The sequence below is a fragment of the Allobosea sp. Leaf344 genome (assembly GCF_001426225.1).
GTDB lineage: Bacteria > Pseudomonadota > Alphaproteobacteria > Rhizobiales > Beijerinckiaceae > Allobosea.
Map to the genome: position 1 here is coordinate 304,264 of NZ_LMRT01000016.1, position 23,009 is coordinate 327,272.

Sequence of the window (23,009 nt, forward strand, 5' to 3'; positions counted from 1 at the left end):
GGGTTCCCCGCGACGCGTGCGGCAGGCCGTTGGCTGGCCGCGCCAGATGAAAGGACGACAGGATGAACCCGGCCGATATCGCGCAGGCTGCGCCGCAGATCGACATGTCGTTCTGGACCCTGTTCTGGCATGCCCATATCGTCGTCAAGCTGGTGATGCTCGGGCTGATCGGCGCCTCGATCTGGTGCTGGTCGATCATCATCGACAAGACGCTGCTCTATCGGCGCACGCGCCGCGACATGGACGCCTTCGAGGAGGGGTTCTGGTCCGGCCGCTCGCTGGAGGAGCTCTATCGCGACCTGTCGAGCAAGCCCGCCAACGACATGGCGGCGGTCTTCGTCGCGGCGATGCGGGAGTGGAAGCGCTCTTTCGAGAATGGCGGGCGCTCGGTCGCCAGCCTGTCGCAGCGGATCGACAAGGTCCTGGACGTGACGATCCAGCGCGAGGTCGAGCGGCTGGAATCGAAGCTCCTGGTGCTGTCGACGATCGCGTCGGCCGCGCCCTTCATCGGCCTGTTCGGCACGGTCTGGGGCATCATGCATTCCTTCACCGCGATCGCGGTCTCCAAGAACTCCTCCCTCGCCGTCGTGGCGCCTGGCATTGCTGAGGCGCTGTTCGCCACCGCGATCGGCCTGTTCGCCGCCATCCCTGCGCTGATGGCCTACAACAAGCTCCAGGCCGAGGTGGCCAAGGCGCAGAACCGGCTCGAAGCTTTCGCCGACGAATTCTCCGCGATCCTGTCGCGGCAGATCGACGAGCGGCTGGCGGCGTAAGGACCATCCGACATGGGCATGTCCGCAGCATCGGGAGCCAAATCCGGGGGACGGCGCGGGAGACGCGGCCGCCGGCACGGCGCCATCGCCGAGATCAACATGACGCCCTTCATCGACGTCATGCTGGTGCTCCTCATCATCTTCATGGTCGCGGCCCCGCTGATCGCGACCGGCGTGCCGATCGACCTGCCGCAGACAGGCGCCAAGCCGATCAATGTCGACCAGAAGCCGATCACCGTGGCGATCGACGCCAAGGGCCAGATCTTCCTGCAGGACCAGGCGACGCTGGAGCCGGATCTGGTCGGCAAGCTGCAGACGCTGACCGGCCAGGGCTATGAGCAGCGGATCTATGTCCGGGGCGACCGCATGGTCGATTACGGCCGCGTCGCCTCCGTGATGTCGACCATCACCTCGGCCGGATTCAAGAAGGTGGCGCTGGTCACCGATCCGTCCGGCCGCTGAGACAGGACGAGCGAGGACCCTCAAAGCGTGAAGCTTTCGACCTCCGAACCGGGAATGCTGATGTCGGCGCTGGGCCATGCGACGTTTCTCGTCGCGGGGCTGCTGGCGTTTTCGCCGTCGCCCCTGCCGGAGCAGCAGGAGGCGATCGCGGTCGAGGTCATCAGCCCGAGCGAGCTCAACCAGATCACCCGCGGCGAGCGCAATGCCGAGAAGGTGCAGGAGCAGCCGCTGCAACGGGCGGAGCGCCAGGCCGAGATCGTCGAGCGCAAGGAGGCCGGGGAAGCCAAGCAGGACGCGCCGGCGCCGCCGAGCCGTCCGCCCGAATTGAAGACCGCCGACGAGAATGCGGTGGCGCCGCTGCCCCCTTCGCGCGCCGCGCTGCTGCCGAAGACGGAGCCGCGGCCGACGCCGCCCGAGCCGGCCAAGCAGCCGCCGCAGAAGGCCGAAGCCAAGGCCGAGCCCAAGCCCGATCTGAAGCGGGAGGAGCTGGCCAAGCTCGCCGAGGAGGCGGAGATCGCCTCCAAGGCCAAACAGGCCGAGGAGGAGGCCAAGGCCGCCGCCAAGGCGAAGGCCGAGGCTGACGCCCAGGCCCGCGCCGAGGCCGCCGCCAAGGCCAAGGCGGAGGCCCAGGCCAAGGCCGAAGCCGCCGAGGAAGCACGCGAGAAGGCGGAGGCCGCCGCCAAGGCGAAGGCCGAGGCCGAGGCGAAGGCCAAGCTCGCCGCCGCCGCCAAGGCCAGGCAGGAGGCCGAGGCCAAGGCCAAGCGCGAGGCGGAGATCGCCAAGCGCTTCAACGCCACCGACATCGCCAAGCTGCTGCAGTCGAAGGAGCAGGCGCAATCCACCGGTTCGGCGGCGCCGCAGATCAACCGGACGGCGTCGCTCGGCACCGAGCGCGGCTCGTCGCAGAAGCTCAGCCCCTCGCTGCGCGCCCAGCTCGTCGGCATCATCCAGGAGCAATTGCTGAAGTGCTGGAACGTGCCGATCGCGCTCGCCAATGCGCGAGGCGCGGTGGTGCCGCAGGTGCGGATGAAGCTCGGCACCGACGGGTCGCTGATGGGGCAGCCCGGCGTCGTGAACTCCTCGTCAGATCCGCTGTTCAGGGTGGCCGCCGATTCCGCTCTCACGGCGACGCGCCGCTGCGCGCCGCTGCGTATCCCGGCGCAATTCGCCGCCTATTACGACGATTGGCGCGACGTCATCGTCAATTTCGATGCAAGGGACGTGCTGTGAACAACATCCACGCCGATAGGCCGACTCTCGCGACGGCTGCCGTTCGGGACGGGCTGACGCGCCGCAAGGCGCTGATGCTCGCCACCTCCGCTGTCCTCGTTCCGGCCGCGGCGCGGGCCGAGCTGGTGATCGATCTGCGCGGCGGCTCCTTCCAGCCGCTGCCGATCGCGATCTCGGATTTCGGCGGCGACGGGGGCGTGCTCGTCTCCGGCGTGATCAGCAATAATCTCAAGCGCTGCGGCTATTTCGCGCCGCTCGACAAGAGCCGGCACCCCGATAAGAACCCGCCCTTCGATGCCGCGCCGCAATTCGAGGCGTGGAAGGCGGCCGGCGTCCAGGCGCTGGTGACGGGCCGGGTCTCGCGCGACGGCTCGGGCCGGATCAAGGCCGAGTTCAGGCTCTGGGACGTGACGACGGGGACGCAGACCGACGGCCAGCAATATTTCACCGACCCGAACAATGCCCGCCGGGTCGGCCACATCATCTCGGACGCGATCTTCACCAAGATCACCGGCGTCGGCGGCTTCTTCGATACGCGCGTCGTCTTCGTCGACGAATCCGGCCCCAAGGAAAACCGCCGCAAGCGCCTCGCGATCATGGACCAGGACGGCGCCAATGTGCGCTACCTCACCGATGGCGCGGTCTCCGTGGTGACGCCGCGCTATTCGCCGGTGTCGCAGGAGGTGACCTATATGGCGCAGCGCCTCGGCGAGCAGCCGCGTGTGCATGTGCTGAACATCGAGACCGGCCAGCGCCAGATCGTCGGCAATTTCCCCGACATGACCTCGAGCCCGCGCTTCTCGCCCAATGGCAGCAAGATCGCGCTCAGCCTGCAGCAGGGCGGCAACGCCAATCTCTATTCCATGGATATCGGCTCGCGCACCACGACGCGGCTGACCTCGACCGGCGCGATCGACACCTCGCCCGCCTATTCGCCCGACGGATCGCAGATCGTCTTCGAGAGCGACCGCGGCGGCTCGCAGCAGCTTTACGTGATGCCGTCCTCCGGCGGGGAGGGCAAGCGCATCTCCTTCGCGCAGGGCTCCTATTCGCAGCCCTCCTGGTCGCCGCGCGGCGATCTGATCGCCTTCACCAAGCGCTCATCCGGCGGCTTCGGCATCGGGGTGATGCGGCCGGACGGCACCGGCGAGCGGCTGCTGACCGAAGGTTTCCACAATGAGGCGCCGAATTGGGCGCCCAACGGCCAGTACATCATGTTCTTCCGCGATCCGGGCGGCCAGTCCGGCGGCAAGCTCTACATGGTCGACATCACCGGCCGCGTCGAGGTGCCGGTGCCGACGCCGGCCTTCGCCTCCGACCCGACCTGGTCGCCGCTGCTGACCGCGACCCGCTGAAGCGGGCCGAGGCTCCTGGTGTAATTCCGCCACAGCTTCGGACAGGCTCGTCTTTCGCAGCGTTTGGTTAACCATGCGCCGCAATGCCGCCACTTCGCCTTGATTTGGCAAGGTCTCGTTTAGGTTGACGCTTCATTGATCGGCCAAGTCAATTTTCATCCGTGAGCTTCGTCTCGCTGGATCGTCCCGGAGTCACACCATGCTCGCCAGCTTCGCCTTCAGCGGTCGCGCCATCCGCTTCGCCCTCGCCATCGCCGCCTCGCTCGCCGTCAGCGCCTGCGCCAAGACCGACACCGCCAATAGCGGCTTCGGAGCCGGCGGCGCCGCGACCCCGGGCAGCGCGCAGGACTTCGTCGTCAATGTCGGCGACCGCGTCTTCTTCGAGACCGATTCGACCGATCTGACCTCGACCGCCACCGCCACGCTCGACAAGCAGGTCGGCTGGCTCCAGCGCTATCCGCGCTACACCTTCACCATCGAGGGCCATGCCGACGAGCGCGGCACCCGCGAATATAACTTCTCGCTCTCGGCCCGCCGCGCCCAGACCGTGCGCGACTATCTCGCGGCGCGGGGCATCCCGGCCAACCGCATGCGCATCGTCTCCTATGGCAAGGAGCGTCCCGTCGCGGTCTGCAACGACATCTCCTGCTGGTCGCAGAACCGCCGTGCGGTGACCCTGCTCGACGGCGCCGGCGGCGTCTGATCCAGCCTCTCGATTCGGCTGAAGGCCGGGTATTCCGCAGGGAATGCCCGGCCTTTCATATTTTGGCCGCGGTGTGCCCGTGTTATAGATCACGCCTCGCGCCAACCGGTTGGATTCATGTTCGGTCACTCAGCCTTTCGCCTGCACCGCTCGCCGCTTCTCGCGCTGCTCGCTTTGCTCGCCCTGTCGCCGTTCCAGCCCGTGCGGGCGCAGGACGCCGCGGAGCTCCTGGTGCGGACGACGCGGCTCGAGAACCAGCTGCGCCAGATGTCCGGGCAGATCGAGCAGTTGCAATTCGAGAACCGGCGCCTCAGCGAGCAACTCCGCAAATTCCAGGAAGACGTCGATTTCCGCCTGAACGAGAAGGGCGGCGGGCGCTCGGGCGCCGCGTCTCCGGGCGCGACGCCGCCGGCTCCGGCGGCCCCGCAGCGGCAGCGCCGCGGCGATGCTTTCGACCCGACGACGCAGACCGGGGCCGTGGGTGCGCCGCAGACGCTCGGGCGCGGCGCCAGCATCGGCTCGATCATCGAAGGTGAGGATTCCAGCCTCTCGGAGCAGGGGCCGCTCGATCTCCAAGGGGTTGGGCGCGGGCCGCAGGGCGCGCTGCCCGGGCCGGACAGCCGCGGCCCCAGCGTCGCGGCGGCGACGCGTGCCGCCTCGCCGAAGGACGCCTATGACCTCGCCTATGCCCATGTGCTGCGCAAGGAATACGAGCAGGCCGAGATGGGCTTCCGCCAGTTCCTGCAGAGCTTCCCCCGCGACCGGCTGGCCGCCGATGCGACCTTCTGGCTCGGCGAGAGCTATTTCCAGCGGCAGCGCTATCGCGAGGCCGCGGAGCAGTTTCTCAAGATCAGCCGGGAATTCCCCCGCGCAGGCAAGGCGCCCGACAGCCTGCTGAAGCTCGGCATGGCGCTGAACGGGCTCGGCGCCCGCGACCAGGCTTGCGCGACCTATGCCAAGCTCGGCGTGGAATATCCCTCGGCCAGCAATGCCGTGCGCCAGGGCGCGGAGCGCGAGCGCCGGCGCTCCGGCTGCGCTTGAGGCGGGTCCTCCCACCCGCACAGAGCGGCACGCCGGTTTCGCCGGATGAGGCGCAGGCGCTGTTCCGTGCGCTTCGCGACGATGAGGCCCTGCTGATCGCCGTGTCCGGCGGTCCCGATTCCATGGCCCTGCTCGGCCTGCTGGCGCGATGGGCGCCGGATGCCGGCGCTTGCCAGCTCTTCGCCGCGACCGTCGATCATGGGCTGCGGCAGGGCTCCGCCGCAGAGGCGGCGATGGTCGCGCAGGCTTGCGCGCAGCTCGGCATTCCCCATGCGATCCTGCGCTGGGACGGGCCCAGGCCCGTCAGCGGGCTGCAGGAGGCGGCGCGCGAGGCGCGCTACCGCCTGCTGGCGGAAGAGGCGGCGCGGCGCGGCTGCCGCGTCATCGTCACCGCCCATACGCAGGATGATCAGGCGGAGACGCTGCTGATGCGCATGGCGCATGGCTCGGGTCCCGGCGGGCTGGCATGCATGAGGCGGCGCAGCCGGCGCGGCGCCCTGCAGATCGCGCGGCCGTTGCTCGATCTGCCCAAGCACCGCCTGATCGCGACCGCGCAGGCGCTCGAGCTGCCCTTCGTCACCGACCCCGGCAATTCGGATCCGCGGTTCGAGCGGGCGCGCTGGCGCCGCGTGATGCCGGCCCTCGCGGAGGCGGGCCTGACCGCCGAGCGGCTCGCGCTTTTGGCCCGCCGGATGGCGCGGCTCGAGGCGGCGATCGCACAGCAGGCCGAGACGCTGCGGGCCGCGCTCGGCACCGGCGCGGCGGAGGGTGTCGATGCCGGCACGCTATTCGCGGCGCCCGAGGAGGTCTCGCTGCGCGTGCTGGGACAGCTGGTGACGGAGGTTGCGGGGGAGGCCGCGCCGCTCCGGCTGGAGCGGATGGAGCAGTGTCACGCGGCGCTGCGCGCGGCCGCCAGCGAGGGCGCGGCGCTGCGGCGGACGCTGGGTGGCTGCGTGCTCTCGCTCGACCGTGCGGGCAGGCTTTCCATGCGCCGCGAGGGGGCGCGGCGGCGCGGCATTCACCCTGCGACATCTTAAGGAGCCGGCGGCCGGGCGCTTTCCCTTGGCAACGGGCTGCGCCGCACCTAGATTAGCCTCTGCAAACCTTGGCCCAGCCCGGCATTTCCGGATGGCCTGATCGGACAGATGATGAATCCGAACTTCCGAAATTTCGCCCTCTGGGTGGTAATCTTCCTGCTGGTGCTGGCGCTCGTCACGCTGTTCCAAAGCCCGAACCAGCGCGCGAGCACCAACGAGATCCCCTACAGCCAGCTGATCAACGAGTCGGAAGCCGGCCGCATCGCCAATGTCGTGGTGGCGGGCCAGGAGATTTCCGGCACCTTCTCCGATGGTCGCAGTTTCGTGACCTATGCGCCCTATGGCGACCCCGCTCTGCTCAAGACGCTGGCGCAGAAGGGCGTACAGGTTTCGGCCCGCGCGCCGGCCGAGGGCACGCCCTGGTTCATGGCGCTGCTGGTGAATTCGCTGCCCTTCATCATCTTCATCGGTTTGTGGATCTTCATGTCCCGGCAGATGCAGAACGGGGCGGGCCGGGCCATGGGCTTCGGCAAATCGAAGGCGAAGCTGCTGACCGAAGCGCATGGCCGCGTCACCTTCGAGGATGTCGCGGGCATCGACGAGGCCAAGGAGGATCTGCAGGAGATCGTCGAATTCCTGCGCGATCCGCAGAAGTTCCAGCGTCTCGGCGGGCGCATCCCGCGCGGCGTGCTGCTCGTCGGCCCGCCCGGTACCGGCAAGACGCTGACGGCGCGCGCCGTCGCCGGCGAGGCCAATGTGCCCTTCTTCACGATCTCGGGTTCGGACTTCGTCGAGATGTTCGTCGGCGTCGGCGCCAGCCGCGTCCGCGACATGTTCGAGCAGGCCAAGAAGAACGCGCCCTGCATCATCTTCATCGACGAGATCGACGCGGTCGGCCGCCATCGCGGCGCCGGCCTCGGCGGCGGCAATGACGAGCGCGAGCAGACCTTGAACCAGCTGCTGGTCGAGATGGACGGGTTCGAGGCGAATGAGGGCGTGATCATCATCGCGGCCACCAACCGCCCCGACGTGCTCGATCCCGCGCTGCTGCGCCCGGGCCGTTTCGACCGTCAGATCGTGGTGCCGAACCCGGATGTGGCCGGCCGCGAGAAGATCCTCCGCGTCCATGTCCGCAAGGTGCCGATGGCCCCCGATGTCGATCTGAAGATTCTGGCCCGTGGGACGCCCGGCTTCTCCGGCGCGGATCTGATGAATCTCGTCAACGAGGCTGCGCTTTTGGCGGCGCGGCGCGGCAAGCGCATGGTCACCCATGCCGAGTTCGAGGACGCCAAGGACAAGGTCATGATGGGCGCCGAGCGCAAATCCATGGCGATGTCCGAGGAGGAGAAGAAGCTCACAGCCTATCACGAGGCCGGGCATGCGATCGTCGGGCTCTATGTGCCGGCCGGCATTCCGGTCCACAAGGCGACGATCATCCCGCGCGGGCGGGCGCTCGGCATGGTCAAGTTCCTGCCCGAGGGCGACCGCTACTCGATGAAGTTCAAGGAGTTCACCTCGCAGCTCGCGGTCGCCATGGGCGGGCGCGTCGCGGAGGAGCTGACTTTCGGCAAGGAGAACATCACCTCGGGCGCGACCGGCGACATCCAGCAGGCGACCAAGATGGCCAAGGCCATGGTCACCCAGATGGGCTATTCCGAGGAGCTCGGCCTGGTCGCCTATGGCGACAATCAGGAAGAGGTCTTCCTCGGCATGTCGATGGGGCGCACCCAGAACCTCTCCGAGGCGACGGCGCAGAAGATCGACAGCGAGGTGCGCAAGCTGGTGCACCAGGGCTATCTCGACGCCAAGGAGATCATCACCAAATACCACGACCAGTTCGTCGAGGTGGCGGAGGCGCTGCTGGAGTTCGAGACGCTGACCGGTGACGAGATCCGCGACCTGATCGCCGGCAAGCGCCCGACGCGGGATCTCGACGACACGCCGTCGACGCCGCGCGGTTCGGCCGTGCCGAGCGCCGGACGGGGCCGCAAGCGCGGCGAGCCCGATGCCGGGCTGGAGCCGCAGCCCCAGGCGTGAGACGCCTCGCAGCGAGAGACGACAGGGCGGTCCGCGAGGGCCGCCCTCTTTGTTTGGTCTGATAGGAACTGATACAAAATGTGACGAGGCCGAAAGGTTTTTCGGGGTATAGAACCGCCATAGCGCGTCTCGGGCGCGACAGGACAACGGACCATGACTCGCAAATATTTCGGCACGGATGGCATTCGCGGCCGCGCCAACGGCGTGATCACGCCGGACCTCGCCATGAAGGTCGGGCAGGCGACCGGCATCGCCTTCCAGCGTGGCGACCATCGCCACCGCGTCGTCATCGGCAAGGATACCCGCCTCTCCGGCTACATGATCGAATATGCGATGGTGGCCGGGTTCACCTCGGTCGGCATGGATGTGATGCTGCTCGGCCCGATGCCGACGCCGGCGGTCGCGATGCTGACGCGCTCTATGCGGGCCGATCTCGGCGTGATGATCTCCGCCTCGCACAACCCCTATGAAGACAATGGCATCAAGCTGTTCGGGCCCGATGGCTACAAGCTCAGCGACGAGGTCGAGGCGAAGATCACCAGCCTGCTCGATTCAGACCTCTCCGCGCATCTCTCCTCCTCGGCCAATCTCGGCCGGGCCAAGCGCATCGACAGCGTCCATGCCCGCTATATCGAATTCGCCAAGCGCACCCTGCCGCGCAATATGAGCCTGGAAGGGCTGCGCATCGTCGTCGATTGCGCCAATGGCGCCGCCTATAAGGTCGCGCCCGAGGCGCTGTGGGAACTCGGCGCGGAGGTGATCGCGATCGGCGTCGACCCCGACGGCTTCAACATCAACAAGGATGTCGGCTCCACCCATCCGGAAGCGCTGATCCAGAAGGTGCGCGAATTGCGCGCCGATATCGGCATCGCGCTCGATGGCGACGCCGACCGGGTGCTGATCGTCGACGAGCAGGGCCAGGTCGTCGATGGCGACCAGCTGATGGCGGTGATCGCGCGCAGCTGGCTGGAGGATGGCCGGCTGGCGCAGCCCGGCATCGTCGCGACGATCATGTCCAATCTCGGCCTCGAGCGCTATCTCGCGGGGCTCGGCCTCTCGATGGCCCGCACGGCGGTGGGCGATCGCTATGTGCTGGAGCATATGCGCGCCAACGGCTTCAATCTCGGCGGCGAGCAGTCCGGCCACATCATCCTGTCCGACTACGCCACGACGGGCGACGGGCTGGTCGCGGCGCTGCAATTGCTGGCCGTGGTCAAGCGGCTGGACAAGCCGGTCTCGGAGGTCTGCCATTGCTTCGAGCCGCTGCCGCAGATCCTCAAGAACGTCCGTTACAAACAGGGCCAGCCGCTGACGGCCAAGCCCGTCGTCACCGCCATCGAGGCGGCGCGGGTCCTGCTGGGCGATAGCGGGCGCCTCGTCATTCGTCCCTCGGGCACCGAGCCGGTGATCCGGGTGATGGCCGAGGGCGATGATCGCGACCTGGTCCTGCGGGCGGTCGACGACGTCGTCGATGCGGTGACCAAGGCCGCCGCCTGAGCCGCGACGCGGCGGCCCCGGCCCGTGCCGGGGCGGAGCAAGGCCCCGTAGCGCCGGCGCGGCTATCCGCCCGGCCGGGAGCCCGGCCCGCCGCCGATCCGGTTATGGTCCGGGTAATCTTCCTTAATGAATTCTGACTAGCTGGCTTTTATGGTTAAGTATTCATTTCTAGAGCAGGCGATTTCAGCAATTTTTCAGGTTAATCCTTAGGGTTAAGGCTCGTTTAAGAAATTCACGCCATTGTCTTCGTGTCGGTAACTCGCGCGGGCTGCGTCGTTTGCGCCGTGCAAAACACGAAGGACACTGCCAATGGGCAGCCTGAAAACTCTCGCGCTGGCAAGCGCCGTGGCGCTCGGCGTGCCTGCTTTCGCCAGTGCCGCTGATTTCCCGATCTCGTCTCCGCCGCCGCCTCCGCCGGAGACGCTCGGGCTGAAGGGCACGATCTCGTCCGGCGTCTATCTGCGCGGCGATATCGGCGTGGGACAGCTGCAGACCAGCAAATACTACCAGCAGGACGTCGCCAGCGTGAACGGCACCTTCTTCGGGGCCGGGGACACCACGACGGTCTTCGCCGGCGCCGGCCTGGGCTATCGCTTCAACAACTGGTTCCGCGTCGACGGCACGCTCGAATATCGCGGCGGCGCGCATTTCAGCGTCAACGACAAGCTGACCTACAATAACGGCTTCGGCATCGTCCAGCAGAGCAACAGCTACAAGGGCAACATCAGCTCGATGGTCGCCCTGTTCAACGCCTATGTCGATCTCGGCACCTGGTATTGCCTGACCCCCTATATCGGCGCGGGCATCGGCTATGCCACCAACACCATCAGCGGCATGACCGACCAGGGCATCGTCTTCGCGGGCGGGCCGTCTTCCGCCACGCTCGGCACCGCCGGCAATGGCGACAAGTCCGGCGTCGCCTGGGCGCTGATGGCCGGTGTCGGCTATGAGGTGAACAAGAACCTGACGCTGGAAGCCGGCTATCGCTACCTGAACCTCGGCGAGGCCCAGTCCGGCCGCATCCAGAACGCCTTCCTCAACCAGAGCTACGCGCCGCTCAAGGTGAAGGAGCTGGAGAGCCACGACTTCAAGATCGGCATGCGCTGGAATTTCGGCGAGCCCGATTGCTGCGGCCCGACCGAGCGCGTCGCGCCCTATTACCCGCCGACCGTGCGCAAGTTCTGACGCACCGACGTAATCGTCTCGACCAGACGGCGTGGACCTCCCGGTCCGCGCCGTTCTGCCATGGGCGGCCGTTCAGCGCAGCAGCGAGTGCCCGGTCATCAGATCCGGCTGCGGCTGGCCGAGCAGGGCCAGCAGGGTCGGCGCGATATCGGCGAGCCGGCCATCGGCCAGCGTGGCGCCACCGCCGCCGATCAGCATCATCGGCACCGGGTTCGTGGTGTGGGCGGTATGCGGCTTGCCGGTGACGAGATCGACCATCTGCTCGCAATTGCCGTGATCGGCCGTCACCAGCAGCGCCCCGCCGCATTCCATGACGGCATCGGCGATCCGCCCCAGCCCCGTATCCACCGCCTCGACCGCCGCGATCGCCGCCGCGAGCACTCCGGTATGCCCGACCATGTCCGGGTTGGCGAAGTTGAGGATGATCAGGTCATACTGGCCCGAGCGGATCGCGGCGACGGCCCTGTCGGTCAGCTCCGGCGCTGACATTTCCGGCTGGAGATCATAGGTCGCGACCTTGGGGGACGGCACCATGATCCGGTCCTCGCCGGGATAGGGCGTCTCCTCGCCGCCATTGAAGAAATAGGTGACATGCGGATATTTCTCCGTCTCCGCCATGCGCAGCTGGCGCAGCCCGGCGCGTGAGGCGGTCTCGCCGAGGCCCTGCGCCAGCGTCTGCGGCGCGAACAGCGCGCTCATCCGCTGATCCAGCTCGGCGCTGTAGGAGGTCATGCTGACGGCGCCGACCAGGGCGGGAAGGCGGGGGCGTGGAAACCCCTGGAAATCCGGCTGCAGGACGGCGTCGAGGATTTCGCGGATCCGGTCGGAGCGGAAATTGAAGCTCAGCAGCCCGTCGCCGTCCCGCATGCCGGCATAGGAGCCGATCGCGGCCGGGACGATGAATTCATCGGTCACCCCCTCGGCATAGGCACTGGCGATCGCCGCCTGCGCATCGGCGAAGCGGCGGCCTTCGCCCAGCACCATGACCTCCCAGGCCTGCGACACGCGCTCCCAGCGATGGTCGCGATCCATCGCGAAATAGCGGCCCGAAACCGTGGCGATCTCGGCCTGCGGCGGCAGGGCGGCCGCGAAGGCGGCGATGTAGCCGGCGGCCGATTGGGGCGGCGTGTCGCGGCCATCGGTGAAGACATGGACGCGCACGGGAATGCCGGCCGCGACGAGGATGTGGGCGAGAGCGACCGCATGATCCTGATGCGCGTGAACGCCGCCCGGCGAGACGAGCCCGAGCAGATGGCAGGCGCCACCGCTCGCCTGGAGCGCCGCGACGAGCCCCGAACCGGCGACGGCGCCGGCCAGCGTGCCGTCGCTGATCGCCTGGTTGATGCGCGGCAGATCCTGCATGACGACGCGGCCGGCGCCGAGATTGAGATGGCCGACCTCGGAATTGCCCATCTGGCCTTCGGGCAGGCCGACATCGAGACCGCTGGTCTTGAGCTGCGCATGCGGGGAGGCGGCCCAGAGCCGGTCGAAATGCGGGGTCCTCGCCAGCTTCACCGCATTGCTGGCTGAATCGCCCCGGCAGCCCCATCCGTCCAGGATCATCAGCATGACAGGGCGTGGCGGCATGGCGTGGTCCTTCCGGGTCGGCGATAGGGCGTCCCTCATACTCCGTCCCCCGCCGCGGAGGAAAGGGTGGGGAGGGGGGCGAGGTCCGCCATGCCGAGGGAGCGGTGGCCGAAGCTCAGGCCGCCAGGACGAAATCGAATCGCCCGATCCGGTCGCGTTGTCCGGCCCGCGTCACCTGCATCAGCAGGCTGTGATGGAAGATGCCGTCGCGGTGGTTCGCCTCGCGATCATCCGGGAAATAGAGCTGGGTGGTCAGCAGCCTGCGGTCGTCGGCCCTGACCTTGACGTGGAAATGACGGGTGCGGCCCGGGTAGAGGCCCGGAATGCGGGTGATGAACTGGTAGCGCCCCTCGGCGTCGGTGAATTGGTGGCCGCGGAACCGGTCGCCCTCATTGTCATAGGCGCCGGCGCCATCGGCATGCCAGAGATCGACCAGCGCTCCGGCGAGCGGCTGGCACTGCTGTGTCAGCACGAAGCCCGAGAGCACCAGCGCCTCGCCCGGCCCGTCGCCGCGTAGATCGCGTTTCAAGGGCGAGGAGGGAGCATAAAAGGGCCCTTCTGTCTGCTGCCGTGTGCGCGCTGCCGAACCCTCGCAAGATGGTGTCGCTGGCAGCTCCCGCGCTCCGCCGAGGCTAGGCAAAGCGAGGCTGGCCAGTCCGAATGCCGAGAGCCGGGCGGTCAGCTGGCGGCGCGTCGGCGCATGCGAAGGGGCCGTCATCGATCATCGCTCCTGATCTGGCTGGAGACATGTGGGTGCTCTCGCAGTCGATTGGCAGGCGCTATCCTCTTGTGCCGGTCCCCCCTCACAGGGACGTGATCCGCCGCGCGCAGAACGCGCAAGCCGGCGTAGGCCGCAACCGCGCGGCTCGGGCGGCGTGGTCCGGCCTCATCCTCCTCTTGAAAACCTCCCTGCTCCGGGCGGAAGCCCTTGGCAGAGCTGCCATTGCCCCGCACTGTCCGGCTGACGAATCCGGAGGATGTGGATGGCCAGCGATATCGAGATCGCCCGTGCGGCGGAATTGCAGCCCATCGCTGCGATCGCCGAACGGGCCGGGATACCGGCGCAGGCGCTCCACCCCTATGGCAAGCATATCGCCAAGGTCGATACCGGCGAGATCCCCGGCTTCGCGGAGCGGCCCGACGGCCGGCTGATCCTGGTCACCGCGATCAGCCCGACACCCGCTGGCGAAGGCAAGACCACGACGACGGTCGGGCTCGGCGACGGGCTGACGCGGATCGGCAAGCGCAGCATGATCGCGCTGCGCGAGCCCTCGCTCGGCCCCTGTTTCGGGGTGAAGGGCGGAGCGGCCGGCGGCGGCTACGCGCAGATCGTGCCGATGGAGCAGATCAACCTGCATTTCACCGGCGATTTCCACGCGATCACCAGCGCGCATAACCTGCTCGCCGCGCTGATCGACAACCACATCTATTGGGGCAACGGGCTCGGCCTCGACAGCCGCGCCATAGCCTGGCGCCGGGTGATGGACATGAACGACCGCGCCTTGCGCGCCATCGTCTCCTCGCTCGGCGGCGCGGGCAATGGCTTTCCCCGCGAGGACGGGTTCGACATCACCGTCGCCTCGGAGGTGATGGCGATCTTCTGCCTGGCCACCGATCTCGACGATCTGGAAGCGCGGCTCGGGCGCATCGTCGTCGGGCGCAGGCGCGACAAGAGCCCGGTCACGGCACAGGACCTCAAGGCGACGGGGGCGATGAGCGTGCTGCTCAAGGACGCCGTCATGCCCAATCTGGTGCAGTCGCTGGAGGGGACGCCGGCCTTCGTCCATGGCGGGCCCTTCGCCAACATCGCCCATGGCTGCAATTCCGTGATCGCCACCCGCGCGGCGCTGAAGCTGGCCGATTACGTGGTCACCGAAGCCGGCTTCGGGGCCGATCTCGGGGCGGAGAAATTCTTCGACATCAAATGCCGCAAGGCCGGGCTGAAGCCGCAGGCGGCGGTCGTCGTCGCCACCGTGCGCGCGCTGAAGATGCATGGCGGGGCGGCCAAGGACGCACTGGGCCAGGAGGATCTGGCGGCGCTGCAGGGCGGCCTCGCCAACCTCGCCCGGCATGTCGAGAACATCGGCAAATTCGGGGTCCCGGCCATCGTCGCGATCAATAATTTCACCACGGATACGCCGGCCGAGCATGAGCTGATCGGGCGCTATTGCCGCGAGACGCTGGGTGTCGAGGCGGTGATCTGCCGGCACTGGGCGGAAGGCGGCGCCGGTACCGAGGAGCTGGCGCACAAGGTGGTGGCGCTGGCCGAGAGCGGGCAGGCGGATTTCGCGCCGCTCTATCCCGATGCGATGCCGCTCTGGGACAAGCTCGAGACGATCGCCCGCGAGATCTACGGCGCAGCCGGCCTCTCGGCCGATGCGAAGGTCCGGGCCCGCTTCGCCGAGCTGGAAGCCGCCGGCCATGGCGATCTTCCGGTCTGCGTCGCCAAGACGCAATATTCCTTCTCGGCCGATCCGGCTTTGCGCGGCGCGCCGAGCGGCCATATCGTGCCCGTCCGCGAGCTGCGGCTCTCCGCCGGCGCCGGCTTCGTGGTGGCGATCTGCGGGGACATCATGACGATGCCCGGCCTGCCGCGGCAGCCCGCGGCGGAGCGTATCCATATCGATGCGGCGGGGCGGATAGAGGGCCTGTTCTGAGGCTCCGCTCAGGCGAAGGCGAGCTGCACCTTCATCGCCTTCGACTTGTCGGCTGCCAGCTCGAAAGCCTCGACGGCGCGCTCGACCGGGATGGAGGCGGTCAGCAGCGGGGACAGGTCGACGGCGCCGGAGCCGATCATCTGCACCGCCCAGTCGAACTCCTCATGGAAGCGGAACGAGCCGCGCAGGTCGAATTCCTTCGCGACCAGCACGTTCATCGGCAAAGTGAAGGCTCCGCCGACGCCGATCTGCACGATCACCCCGCCCGGCCGCACCACCTCGAAGGCGCCGGCCAGCGCGTGCTGATTGCCCGACGCCTCGAACATCACGTCGAAGGCGCCCTTCTCGGCGCCGAACTCCGCTTTCAGCCGTTCCGGCTCGGCCATGACGTCGATGGCTGCGGCGGCGCCCATCTTACGGGCGGTGGCGAGCGGCCCGCCGACCACGTCGGTCGCGACGATCTCGGCGGCGCCGGCCACCCTGGCCGCGATGACGGTGAGGATGCCGATGGGGCCGGACCCGGTCACCAGCACCCGCTTGCCGAGCAGCGGGCCGGCGCGCTTGACGGCGTGCAGGCAGACCGAGAGCGGCTCCGCGAAGGCCGCCATCGCCGCGCTGACGCCTGCGGCGACCTTGACGGCCTGGCGCTCCTCGACGACCAGCACATCGCGGAAACCGCCCTGGACATGGGGAAAGCGCATCGCCGAGCCATAGAACAGCATGTCGGTGCAATGCTGCTGCTGGCCCATCTGGCAATAGCGGCAGCGGCCGCAGGAGCGGCTCGGATTGACGGCGACACGGTCGCCGGGCCTCACCCGGCCGACCTCGCCGCCGACGGCCTCGACCGTGCCGGCGATCTCATGACCCAGGATCATCGGCTCGCGCACGCGGATCGTTCCGAAGCCGCCATGCAGGTAATAATGCAGGTCGGAGCCGCAGATGCCGCCGGCCTCGATCCGGACGCGGACGTCGAGCGGGCCCAGCTCCGGAGCCGTCGTCGGCTCGACCCGCAGATCCTTCTCGGCATGGATGACAACGGCGCGCATGGGCTCTCTCAGCTCTTCCAGTGATGCCGGCGCTCCGGCCAGGCCCGTCGGGCGAGGTTGCCGGTGCTGCCGCTGCTGTTGTCTAATCGTTTGAAAGATGCATACCGAACGGAAGGCCGCTGGTGCAAACGCAAACTGCAGCGACCGTTCACAAGCGGAGGATGCCCATGTCGTTGTCGCTGTTCAGCCTGGCCGGCAAGGTCGCTCTCGTCACCGGCTCGGGCCAGGGCATCGGGCTGGCCCTGGCGGAGGGGCTTTCGGAGGCGGGCGCGCATGTGGTGCTGAACGGGCGCGACCGCGCCAAGCTGGAGCGCGCCGCGGAGGCGATCGCCGGCGCCGGGCGCCCGGTCTCGGTCGCCCCCTTCGACGTCACCGACCAGGCGGCGGTCGAGGCGGCGGTGGCGCGGATCGAGGAGGAGATCGGGCCGATCGACATCCTCATCAACAATGCCGGCATGCAGAAGCGCGCGCCCTTCACCGAGTTTCCGGTCGAGGGCTGGCACGAGGTGATGGCGACGAATCTGCACTCGGTGTTCTACGTCACCCAGGCGGTGACGAAGCGCATGCTGCCGCGCCGGCGCGGCAAGGTGATCAGCATCGGCTCGGTGATGAGCGAGCTCGGCCGCGCCACCATCATCCCCTATACCGCCTCGAAGGGCGCGGTGAAGATGATGACGCGCGGGCTCGCGGCCGAACTCGGCAAGCACAACATCCAGGCCAATGCGATCGGCCCCGGCTATTTCACCACCGAGATCAACAAGGCGCTGATCGCCGACGAGGCGTTCTCGAACTGGGTGAAGACGCGCACGCCCGCCGGGCGCTGGGGCGAGACCCGAGAGCTGGTCGGAGCCGCGATCTTCCTGTCCTCGGCCGCGTCCGACTATGTCAACGGCCATCTGCTGATGGTGGATGGCGGGCTCACCGCGGTGGTCTGAGCCGGCGGCCCTCAGCAATCGCCGATCGGGCGGCCGTTACGGGCCTTGGCGGCGCGGCGCTCGAAATCCTGGCGGATCGCTTCGATCTTGTCCTCGTCGAGCTCCTCGAGGTCGAGCAGCTCCTGGCGTGCGCCCTTCAGATTGACGATCAGCTCGTCGAGCTTGATCTGCATGGCCGCGGTGTCGCGGTTCTGGCTGTTCTGGATGATGAACACCATCAGGAAGGTGATGATGGTGGTTGAGGTGTTGATCACCAGCTGCCAGGTATCGTTGAAGCCGAAGAACGGGCCCGAAGCGCCCCAGATCACGATCACCGACAAGGCGATGAAGAAGACCTGCGGCTTTCCGGCCCAGCGCGCCGTCGCCTGCGACAGCCGCGTGAAGAGCGAGCGATCGGTGATGCCTTCGGTGGTGTAAGCCATGGCGCCTGGTCCTGTCCGCGCCGCTCGGGCGGCGGCGCGTCGAAACAACGCAGGCGAGACGTTTCGGTTGCCGGAACGTCGCCGGCTCAGGCCTTCAGCCGCTGCGCGTGCCAGGCGATGTGCTGGGCCATGAAGGTCGAGACGAAGTTGTAGGAATGGTCGTAGCCCTCGCGCATCGTCAGCTCCAGCGGGATCCCGGCCTGGGCGCAGGCGATCTCCAGCAGCCAGGGGCGCAGCCCTTCCTGCAGGAAGCCGTCGGCGGTGCCCTGGTCGACCAGCAGATCCCTGACGCGATGGCCGTCGGCAATCAGCGCGGTCGAATCATAGGCGCGCCAGCTCGCCTCGTCGGCACCGAGATATTTCTCGAAAGCCGGCCGCGACCAGCCGGCCGTCATGGGCTGGCTGATCGGTGCGAAGGCCGAGACGGAGCCGTAGCGCCCTGGGTTCTTCAGGGCGAGCGTGATGGCGCCGTGGCCGCCCATGGAATGCCCGAAAATGCCCTGGCGCTCCATGTCGAGCGGGAAATGTTCCGCGACGAGGGCGGGCAGCTCGTCCCTGACATAGCTCTCCATCCGGTAGTGCCGGTCATAGGGAGCCTGCGTCGCATCGAGATAGAAGCCGGCTCCGCCGCCGAACTGCCAATTTTCCGGCTCGTCGGGGACCTCGGGACCGCGAGGGCTGGTGTCCGGGCAGATGATGGCGATGCCGTTGGCGCTCGCCGCGGCGCGGTATTCGCCCTTGTCCATGACGTTCTGGTGCGAGCAGGTCAGGCCCGAGAGATACCAGAGCACCGGGACGGGGGCTTCCTCGGCCTGCGGCGGCAGGAAGATCGCGAAGCTCATCGGGCAGGCGCATACGCTGCTCTGGTGACGATAGACGCGCTGGGAGCCGCCGAAGGCTTTCGAGGAGGAGAGGAGTTCCATGCGGGTTCCTTTGGCGCGCTCCTCTGAGGAGGCGCGTCTGGAGGGCGATCCGGACATCATGCGGGCATGATCTCCGCGCTCGTCCTCCCGATCGATGGCGCGTCCGCAGGCAAGGCACCGTGGCGGTGCCATGCGCTGCCGGGGGGATCGCTTAGTGGCGCAGCGATGCGGCCAAAAAGCGACGGCTCAATAGACGACCACGGACCGGATCGACTTGCCCTCATGCATCAGGTCGAAGCCGTGGTTGATCTCGTCGAGGCTGAGCTTGTGCGTGATCAGATCGTCGATGTTGATCTTGCCCTCCATGTACCAGTCGACGATGCGCGGGACATCGGTGCGGCCGCGCGCGCCACCGAAGGCGGTGCCCTTCCAGACCCGGCCGGTCACCAGCTGGAAGGGGCGGGTGGCGATCTCCTTGCCCGCTTCGGCGACGCCGATGATGATCGATTCACCCCAGCCGCGATGGCAGCATTCCAGCGCCTGGCGCATGACCGCCGTATTGCCGGTGGCGTCGAAGGAGAAATCCGCGCCTCCGCCGGTCAGATCGACGATGGCCTGGACGACCTTGTCGTTGCCGACCTCCTTCGGGTTGATGAAGTCGGTCATGCCGAATTTGCGCGCCATCTCCTGCTTGGCCGGGTTGATGTCGACGCCGATGATCTTGTCGGCGCCGACCATGCGCGCGCCCTGGATCACGTTGAGACCGATGCCGCCGAGGCCGAAGACCACGACATTGGCGCCCGGCCAGACCTTGGCGGTGTAGATCACCGCGCCGATGCCGGTGGTGACGCCGCAGCCGATATAGCAGATCTTGTCGAAGGGGGCGTCCTCGCGCACCTTGGCGAGCGCGATCTCGGGCAGGATGGTGAAGTTCGCGAAGGTCGAGCAGCCCATATAGTGGAAGATCTCGCCCTGGTCGCAGGAGAAGCGCGAGGTCCCGTCCGGCATCACGCCCTGGCCCTGCGTCGCCCGGATCGAAGTGCAGAGGTTGGTGCGGCGCGAGAGGCAGCTTTTGCAGCTGCGGCATTCCGGCGTGTAGAGCGGGATGACGTGATCGCCCGGCTTCAGCGTGGTGACGCCGGCGCCGACCTCGCGGACGATACCCGCCCCCTCATGGCCGAGGATGGCCGGGAATTTGCCCTCCGAATCCAGGCCCGAGAGCGTATAGGCATCGGTGTGGCAGATGCCGGTCGCCATCACCTCGACCAGCACTTCGCCGGGCTTGGGCCCGCCGATCTCGATGGTCTCGATGGTGAGCGGCTTGCCGGCTTCCCAGGCCACTGCGGCGCGTGTCTTCATCGGGCGTTCCCTCGTGCTTTGGTCATTTCAGATAGGGGCGGATGACGCGCATGATCGCGTCGGCGTCGGTTCCGGTGGTCTGCGCCGCGGGCGAGCCCGCCTGCTGCCGCAGAGTATCGCGGAGATGGCTCTCCAGCACCTCGGCCATCAGCCCGGTCGCCGCGCCGCGCAGCGCCGAGAGCTGCTGCAGCAGCGAGCCGCAGGGGTCGCCGCGCTCGACCGCCAGCACGAGCGCATCGGCCTGGCCGCGGATCCGGCGCAGCCGCGCGATGGCGCGCTTTTTCTCTTCGGGCGTATGCGGCATCAGGATACTGGGGTGGAGTATGCTCGCGCCGACGCTAGGCCGGGCGCCCCCGGCCTGTCAATCGGCCCGCAGGAGGCGCGCAGGGCGTTGGCCTGGAGCGAGAGCGGAGGGGAGGTGCCTGGGGGACGTGGCGAAGCGGCGAGGCGGTGCGGTGCAGCGGCAAGGCGGCGGGGCGGAGCAACTGCAAAGCGGCGGGGCGACGGCGAGGCGGTGCGGCGGCGGGGCGGCGGCGAAGCGGCAAAGCGGCGGGACGGCGGGGCGGCGGGTCGGCGAGGCTGCGGGACGGCGGGGCGGCGGGGCGGCCAGGCGGCGGGGCGGCACAGGGCGGGGCGGGCGGCGAGGCGACGGCGAGGCGGCGGGGCGGTGCAACTGCAAAGCGGCGGGCGACGGCGAGGCGGGGCGGCGGCGAAGCGGCGGGGCGGCGAAGCAGCGTTTCCAGATCCGGATCTGCCCCGAGGCTGCTTCACCACCAGGGCGAGGGGGACGGACCGCCGCGCTCATTCGACCGGCTGTCCCCACCGTCCTTGCGAGCGGAGCGAAGCAATCCAGGGGACGTAGCGTGCCGAGGAGGCCGCAGCGGCCGTCTCCACGGCTGCCGGAGCGCCCCGCGAGCCTGCCGGAGCACGCGCCAAGGGCGCTGAACACCCGCTCCCCGGACGAGAGGTCTGCCGGAGCCTCCTTCTTCTAGGCGCGGGCTCCACCCGCGCCTCCAACAGCGGCCTGTCAGCTCGATCCTCACAGCCGGGTTCGACGAGGGCGCGGGCCCTCGTCGCTGAATGCGCCGGCGACGCCGCCGGCCTGTGCGATCCCGTCGCTTCAGAAGCTGTAGGCGGCTTTCACCTTCACCAGATGCTGGCTGAAATTGGTGAGGTCGAGGTCGCCCGGCTGGCCCTTCGCCTTGCCGGCGACCTGGACATTATAGGCGGCGCTGAGCGCGAGCTGCTTCGTCGCCTGCCAGTAGAGGCCGGGGCCGGCATAGGTTGCGTAGCCCGCCTCCTTGCTGAAGCCGAGCGTGTCATAGCGGCGCTGATGGCGAAGCTCGCCGCTGAGATAGACGTTCTCGACCAGCTGCCAGGCGAGGGCGCCGGCGATGGTCAGCGTCGACGAGCGGCCATAGGGGGAAGGCCCGGTCCAGGTCAGGTCATGCGAGAGGTTCAGCGCCGCATAGAGCTTGCCCGGGACCAGCGTCTTGTCGATGAACAGGCGCAGGCCGGTATTGTAGCTGTTGAACTGGCCGCCCGTCTTGGGATCGGTGCGGCTCCAGCTCGGGTCGATCACCGCCGTCACGCCGAACCCGTGCACATCGCGGCCGAGCAGCCGGTACTTCATCTCGATACCGGCACCATAGGCCCGCGAATCGGCGCTGACCCCGTCCGCGCGCGCATCGGTGAAGGCGCCCTGGAGGTAGGGGCCGAGTTCGAGGCAGGGGACGAGCCCGAAGGAGCCCTGCAGCGTGGCGCCATGCCCGTTGGACCGGCCGGTGCGCGTGCCGAAGGCGCCGCCATAGGTCAGGCTCGGCCCGAAGGAGCCCTGCTCCGCGACGTCGGAACCGGTAGTGAAGCCGAACGCATCGGTCGGGATGCCTTCGCTCTCGGTGCAGACCGAGGCGGCGGGAGCCGGAGCCGCCGGCGCACCCTTGCGGGTGGGCAGATCGGCGGCCGCGGCACCCAGGGTGAAGGCGAGGGGGAGGAGCGAGGCGAGGGCGGCGGCGCGAAGCGGAAGCGTGGGCATGTCGGGAATCCGGTTGGAAAACGGTTCCACATCCTGAGCCAGCCGCAGGGTCATCGCCAGATCAGATGACGCAAGGGAAGATTTAAGTCCGTCACTGTTGTAGCGAGAACACGGTTTCGCCAGGTTTGCCTATGGTTTCGGCAGTCTTCGCAGAGCGCGAGGTGCGATTTCCTCCAGTTCAAAGATCGGTTTCCAGGCCGCCGCATGCACCTCCTCGATTTGCGGGCTGAGGTTTCGGTCGCCATCCGCGAGGAAGAGATATTGCAAATCGTGATGGATATGCGGCGGTTCGCCCCGCGCCGGCTTGCCCGGCACGTCATGGCTGTCGATGATGAAGGGGATGTCGCCGCCGCCATGCCAGGGATGCAGGCGCAGGCCGGCGACGGCGGTTTCTTCGCGCGCCTCGCGCGCCGCCGACAGGTGAAACAGCTCCGCCGGCTCGTAATGGCCGCCCGGCTGCAGCCAGCGGCCGATGACGACATGGTCGATCAGCAGCACCTGGCTGTGATCGCTCGTGAGGATGATGGCGCTAGTGGTGACGTGGCCGGGAAAGGTGGTGCGCTGGTCGAGCGCATGGCCCTGGCCGATCTGCCAGCGCAGCAGCGCCAGATGCTCGCGCGGCTCCGCCACCTCGGCGAGGTAGCGGGTCACGGTGTCGGCGAGGCGGGCGAGGAAGCTCATCGCCGAAGCCTAGCCGATTCGTCAGGGGGGGCGTGGGCGCCGAATGAGCTCGAGCCAACCTTGCATGAAGGGCGCGGGGTACCCCTCTCCTGTAAGGAGAGGGG

Annotated in this window: 21 protein-coding genes; 12 read left to right on the forward strand and 9 right to left on the reverse strand. The window is 68.1% G+C overall.

What is annotated here, in order from left to right; translation table 11 throughout:
• Positions 1–62 precede the first annotated feature (62 nt).
• The 10 genes from tolQ (at position 63) to ASG72_RS19715 (ending at position 11,320) form a co-directional block, all read left to right on the forward strand.
• Positions 63–773 carry a protein TolQ gene (gene tolQ / locus ASG72_RS19670; RefSeq protein ID WP_056716314.1) on the forward strand — a complete coding sequence of 237 codons (711 nt, stop codon included), beginning with the start codon at positions 63–65 and terminating at the stop codon, positions 771–773.
• A 12-nt stretch (positions 774–785) separates the two neighbouring features.
• A complete protein-coding gene (gene tolR, locus ASG72_RS19675; protein WP_056716317.1) occupies positions 786–1,235 on the forward strand; it encodes a protein TolR in 450 nt (149 codons plus the stop codon).
• A gap of 27 nt (positions 1,236–1,262) precedes the next feature.
• Positions 1,263–2,465, forward strand: a complete 1,203-nt coding sequence (gene tolA / locus ASG72_RS19680) for a cell envelope integrity protein TolA (RefSeq protein WP_244488882.1) — start codon at positions 1,263–1,265, stop codon at positions 2,463–2,465.
• Between the two features lie 74 nt (positions 2,466–2,539).
• Positions 2,540–3,820: a Tol-Pal system beta propeller repeat protein TolB gene (tolB, locus tag ASG72_RS19685; protein WP_056716601.1), complete on the forward strand. Its 1,281-nt coding sequence runs from the start codon at positions 2,540–2,542 to the stop codon at positions 3,818–3,820.
• 199 nt (positions 3,821–4,019) lie between these two features.
• Positions 4,020–4,523, forward strand: coding sequence for a peptidoglycan-associated lipoprotein Pal (gene pal / locus ASG72_RS19690; RefSeq protein WP_056716324.1), 504 nt, complete (start codon positions 4,020–4,022; stop codon positions 4,521–4,523).
• A 117-nt stretch (positions 4,524–4,640) separates the two neighbouring features.
• On the forward strand, positions 4,641–5,564 hold the full coding sequence (gene ybgF / locus ASG72_RS19695) for a tol-pal system protein YbgF (protein WP_056716327.1): 924 nt from the start codon (positions 4,641–4,643) through the stop codon (positions 5,562–5,564).
• On the forward strand, positions 5,561–6,601 hold the full coding sequence (tilS, locus tag ASG72_RS19700; protein ID WP_056716330.1) for a tRNA lysidine(34) synthetase TilS: 1,041 nt from the start codon (positions 5,561–5,563) through the stop codon (positions 6,599–6,601). Before ybgF ends, tilS begins: the two co-directional genes overlap by 4 nt.
• A gap of 111 nt (positions 6,602–6,712) precedes the next feature.
• On the forward strand, positions 6,713–8,638 hold the full coding sequence (gene ftsH / locus ASG72_RS19705; RefSeq protein WP_056716604.1) for an ATP-dependent zinc metalloprotease FtsH: 1,926 nt from the start codon (positions 6,713–6,715) through the stop codon (positions 8,636–8,638).
• A gap of 153 nt (positions 8,639–8,791) precedes the next feature.
• Positions 8,792–10,135: a phosphoglucosamine mutase gene (gene glmM / locus ASG72_RS19710; protein ID WP_056716334.1), complete on the forward strand. Its 1,344-nt coding sequence runs from the start codon at positions 8,792–8,794 to the stop codon at positions 10,133–10,135.
• Positions 10,136–10,444: 309 nt separating this feature from the next.
• Positions 10,445–11,320 carry an outer membrane beta-barrel protein gene (locus tag ASG72_RS19715; RefSeq protein WP_056716337.1) on the forward strand — a complete coding sequence of 292 codons (876 nt, stop codon included), beginning with the start codon at positions 10,445–10,447 and terminating at the stop codon, positions 11,318–11,320.
• 72 nt (positions 11,321–11,392) lie between these two features.
• Here ASG72_RS19715 and gpmI read toward each other — a convergent pair whose 3' ends face one another.
• The gene (gene gpmI, locus ASG72_RS19720) at positions 11,393–12,907 is read right to left on the reverse strand and encodes a 2,3-bisphosphoglycerate-independent phosphoglycerate mutase (RefSeq protein WP_056716340.1); all 1,515 of its coding nucleotides are present in this window, start codon (positions 12,905–12,907) and stop codon (positions 11,393–11,395) included.
• Between the two features lie 115 nt (positions 12,908–13,022).
• Positions 13,023–13,625 carry a hypothetical protein gene (locus ASG72_RS19725; RefSeq protein WP_056716343.1) on the reverse strand — a complete coding sequence of 201 codons (603 nt, stop codon included), beginning with the start codon at positions 13,623–13,625 and terminating at the stop codon, positions 13,023–13,025.
• Positions 13,626–13,890: 265 nt separating this feature from the next.
• On the opposite strand from ASG72_RS19725, the gene ASG72_RS19730 reads away from it, so the two are divergent.
• Positions 13,891–15,564, forward strand: coding sequence for a formate--tetrahydrofolate ligase (locus tag ASG72_RS19730; RefSeq protein ID WP_056716608.1), 1,674 nt, complete (start codon positions 13,891–13,893; stop codon positions 15,562–15,564).
• 8 nt (positions 15,565–15,572) lie between these two features.
• On the opposite strand, the gene ASG72_RS19735 is transcribed toward ASG72_RS19730, so the two are convergent.
• Positions 15,573–16,610, reverse strand: coding sequence for an L-idonate 5-dehydrogenase (locus ASG72_RS19735; RefSeq protein ID WP_056716345.1), 1,038 nt, complete (start codon positions 16,608–16,610; stop codon positions 15,573–15,575).
• A gap of 167 nt (positions 16,611–16,777) precedes the next feature.
• On the opposite strand from ASG72_RS19735, the gene ASG72_RS19740 reads away from it, so the two are divergent.
• On the forward strand, positions 16,778–17,545 hold the full coding sequence (locus ASG72_RS19740; RefSeq protein ID WP_200939981.1) for an SDR family oxidoreductase: 768 nt from the start codon (positions 16,778–16,780) through the stop codon (positions 17,543–17,545).
• An 11-nt stretch (positions 17,546–17,556) separates the two neighbouring features.
• Here ASG72_RS19740 and ASG72_RS19745 read toward each other — a convergent pair whose 3' ends face one another.
• The 6 genes from ASG72_RS19745 to ASG72_RS19770 all read right to left on the reverse strand — a co-directional run bounded on the left by ASG72_RS19745 (position 17,557) and on the right by ASG72_RS19770 (position 22,905).
• Positions 17,557–17,967 carry a low affinity iron permease family protein gene (locus ASG72_RS19745; protein ID WP_056716348.1) on the reverse strand — a complete coding sequence of 137 codons (411 nt, stop codon included), beginning with the start codon at positions 17,965–17,967 and terminating at the stop codon, positions 17,557–17,559.
• A gap of 86 nt (positions 17,968–18,053) precedes the next feature.
• On the reverse strand, positions 18,054–18,890 hold the full coding sequence (gene fghA / locus ASG72_RS19750; protein WP_056716350.1) for an S-formylglutathione hydrolase: 837 nt from the start codon (positions 18,888–18,890) through the stop codon (positions 18,054–18,056).
• Between the two features lie 186 nt (positions 18,891–19,076).
• Positions 19,077–20,189: an S-(hydroxymethyl)glutathione dehydrogenase/class III alcohol dehydrogenase gene (locus ASG72_RS19755; protein ID WP_056716355.1), complete on the reverse strand. Its 1,113-nt coding sequence runs from the start codon at positions 20,187–20,189 to the stop codon at positions 19,077–19,079.
• A 22-nt stretch (positions 20,190–20,211) separates the two neighbouring features.
• The gene (locus tag ASG72_RS19760) at positions 20,212–20,493 is read right to left on the reverse strand and encodes a metal-sensing transcriptional repressor (RefSeq protein WP_056716357.1); all 282 of its coding nucleotides are present in this window, start codon (positions 20,491–20,493) and stop codon (positions 20,212–20,214) included.
• 816 nt (positions 20,494–21,309) lie between these two features.
• Positions 21,310–22,224 carry a hypothetical protein gene (locus tag ASG72_RS19765; RefSeq protein ID WP_156396064.1) on the reverse strand — a complete coding sequence of 305 codons (915 nt, stop codon included), beginning with the start codon at positions 22,222–22,224 and terminating at the stop codon, positions 21,310–21,312.
• A gap of 129 nt (positions 22,225–22,353) precedes the next feature.
• A complete protein-coding gene (locus tag ASG72_RS19770) occupies positions 22,354–22,905 on the reverse strand; it encodes an NUDIX domain-containing protein (RefSeq protein ID WP_056716363.1) in 552 nt (183 codons plus the stop codon).
• Positions 22,906–23,009: the final 104 nt, after the last annotated feature.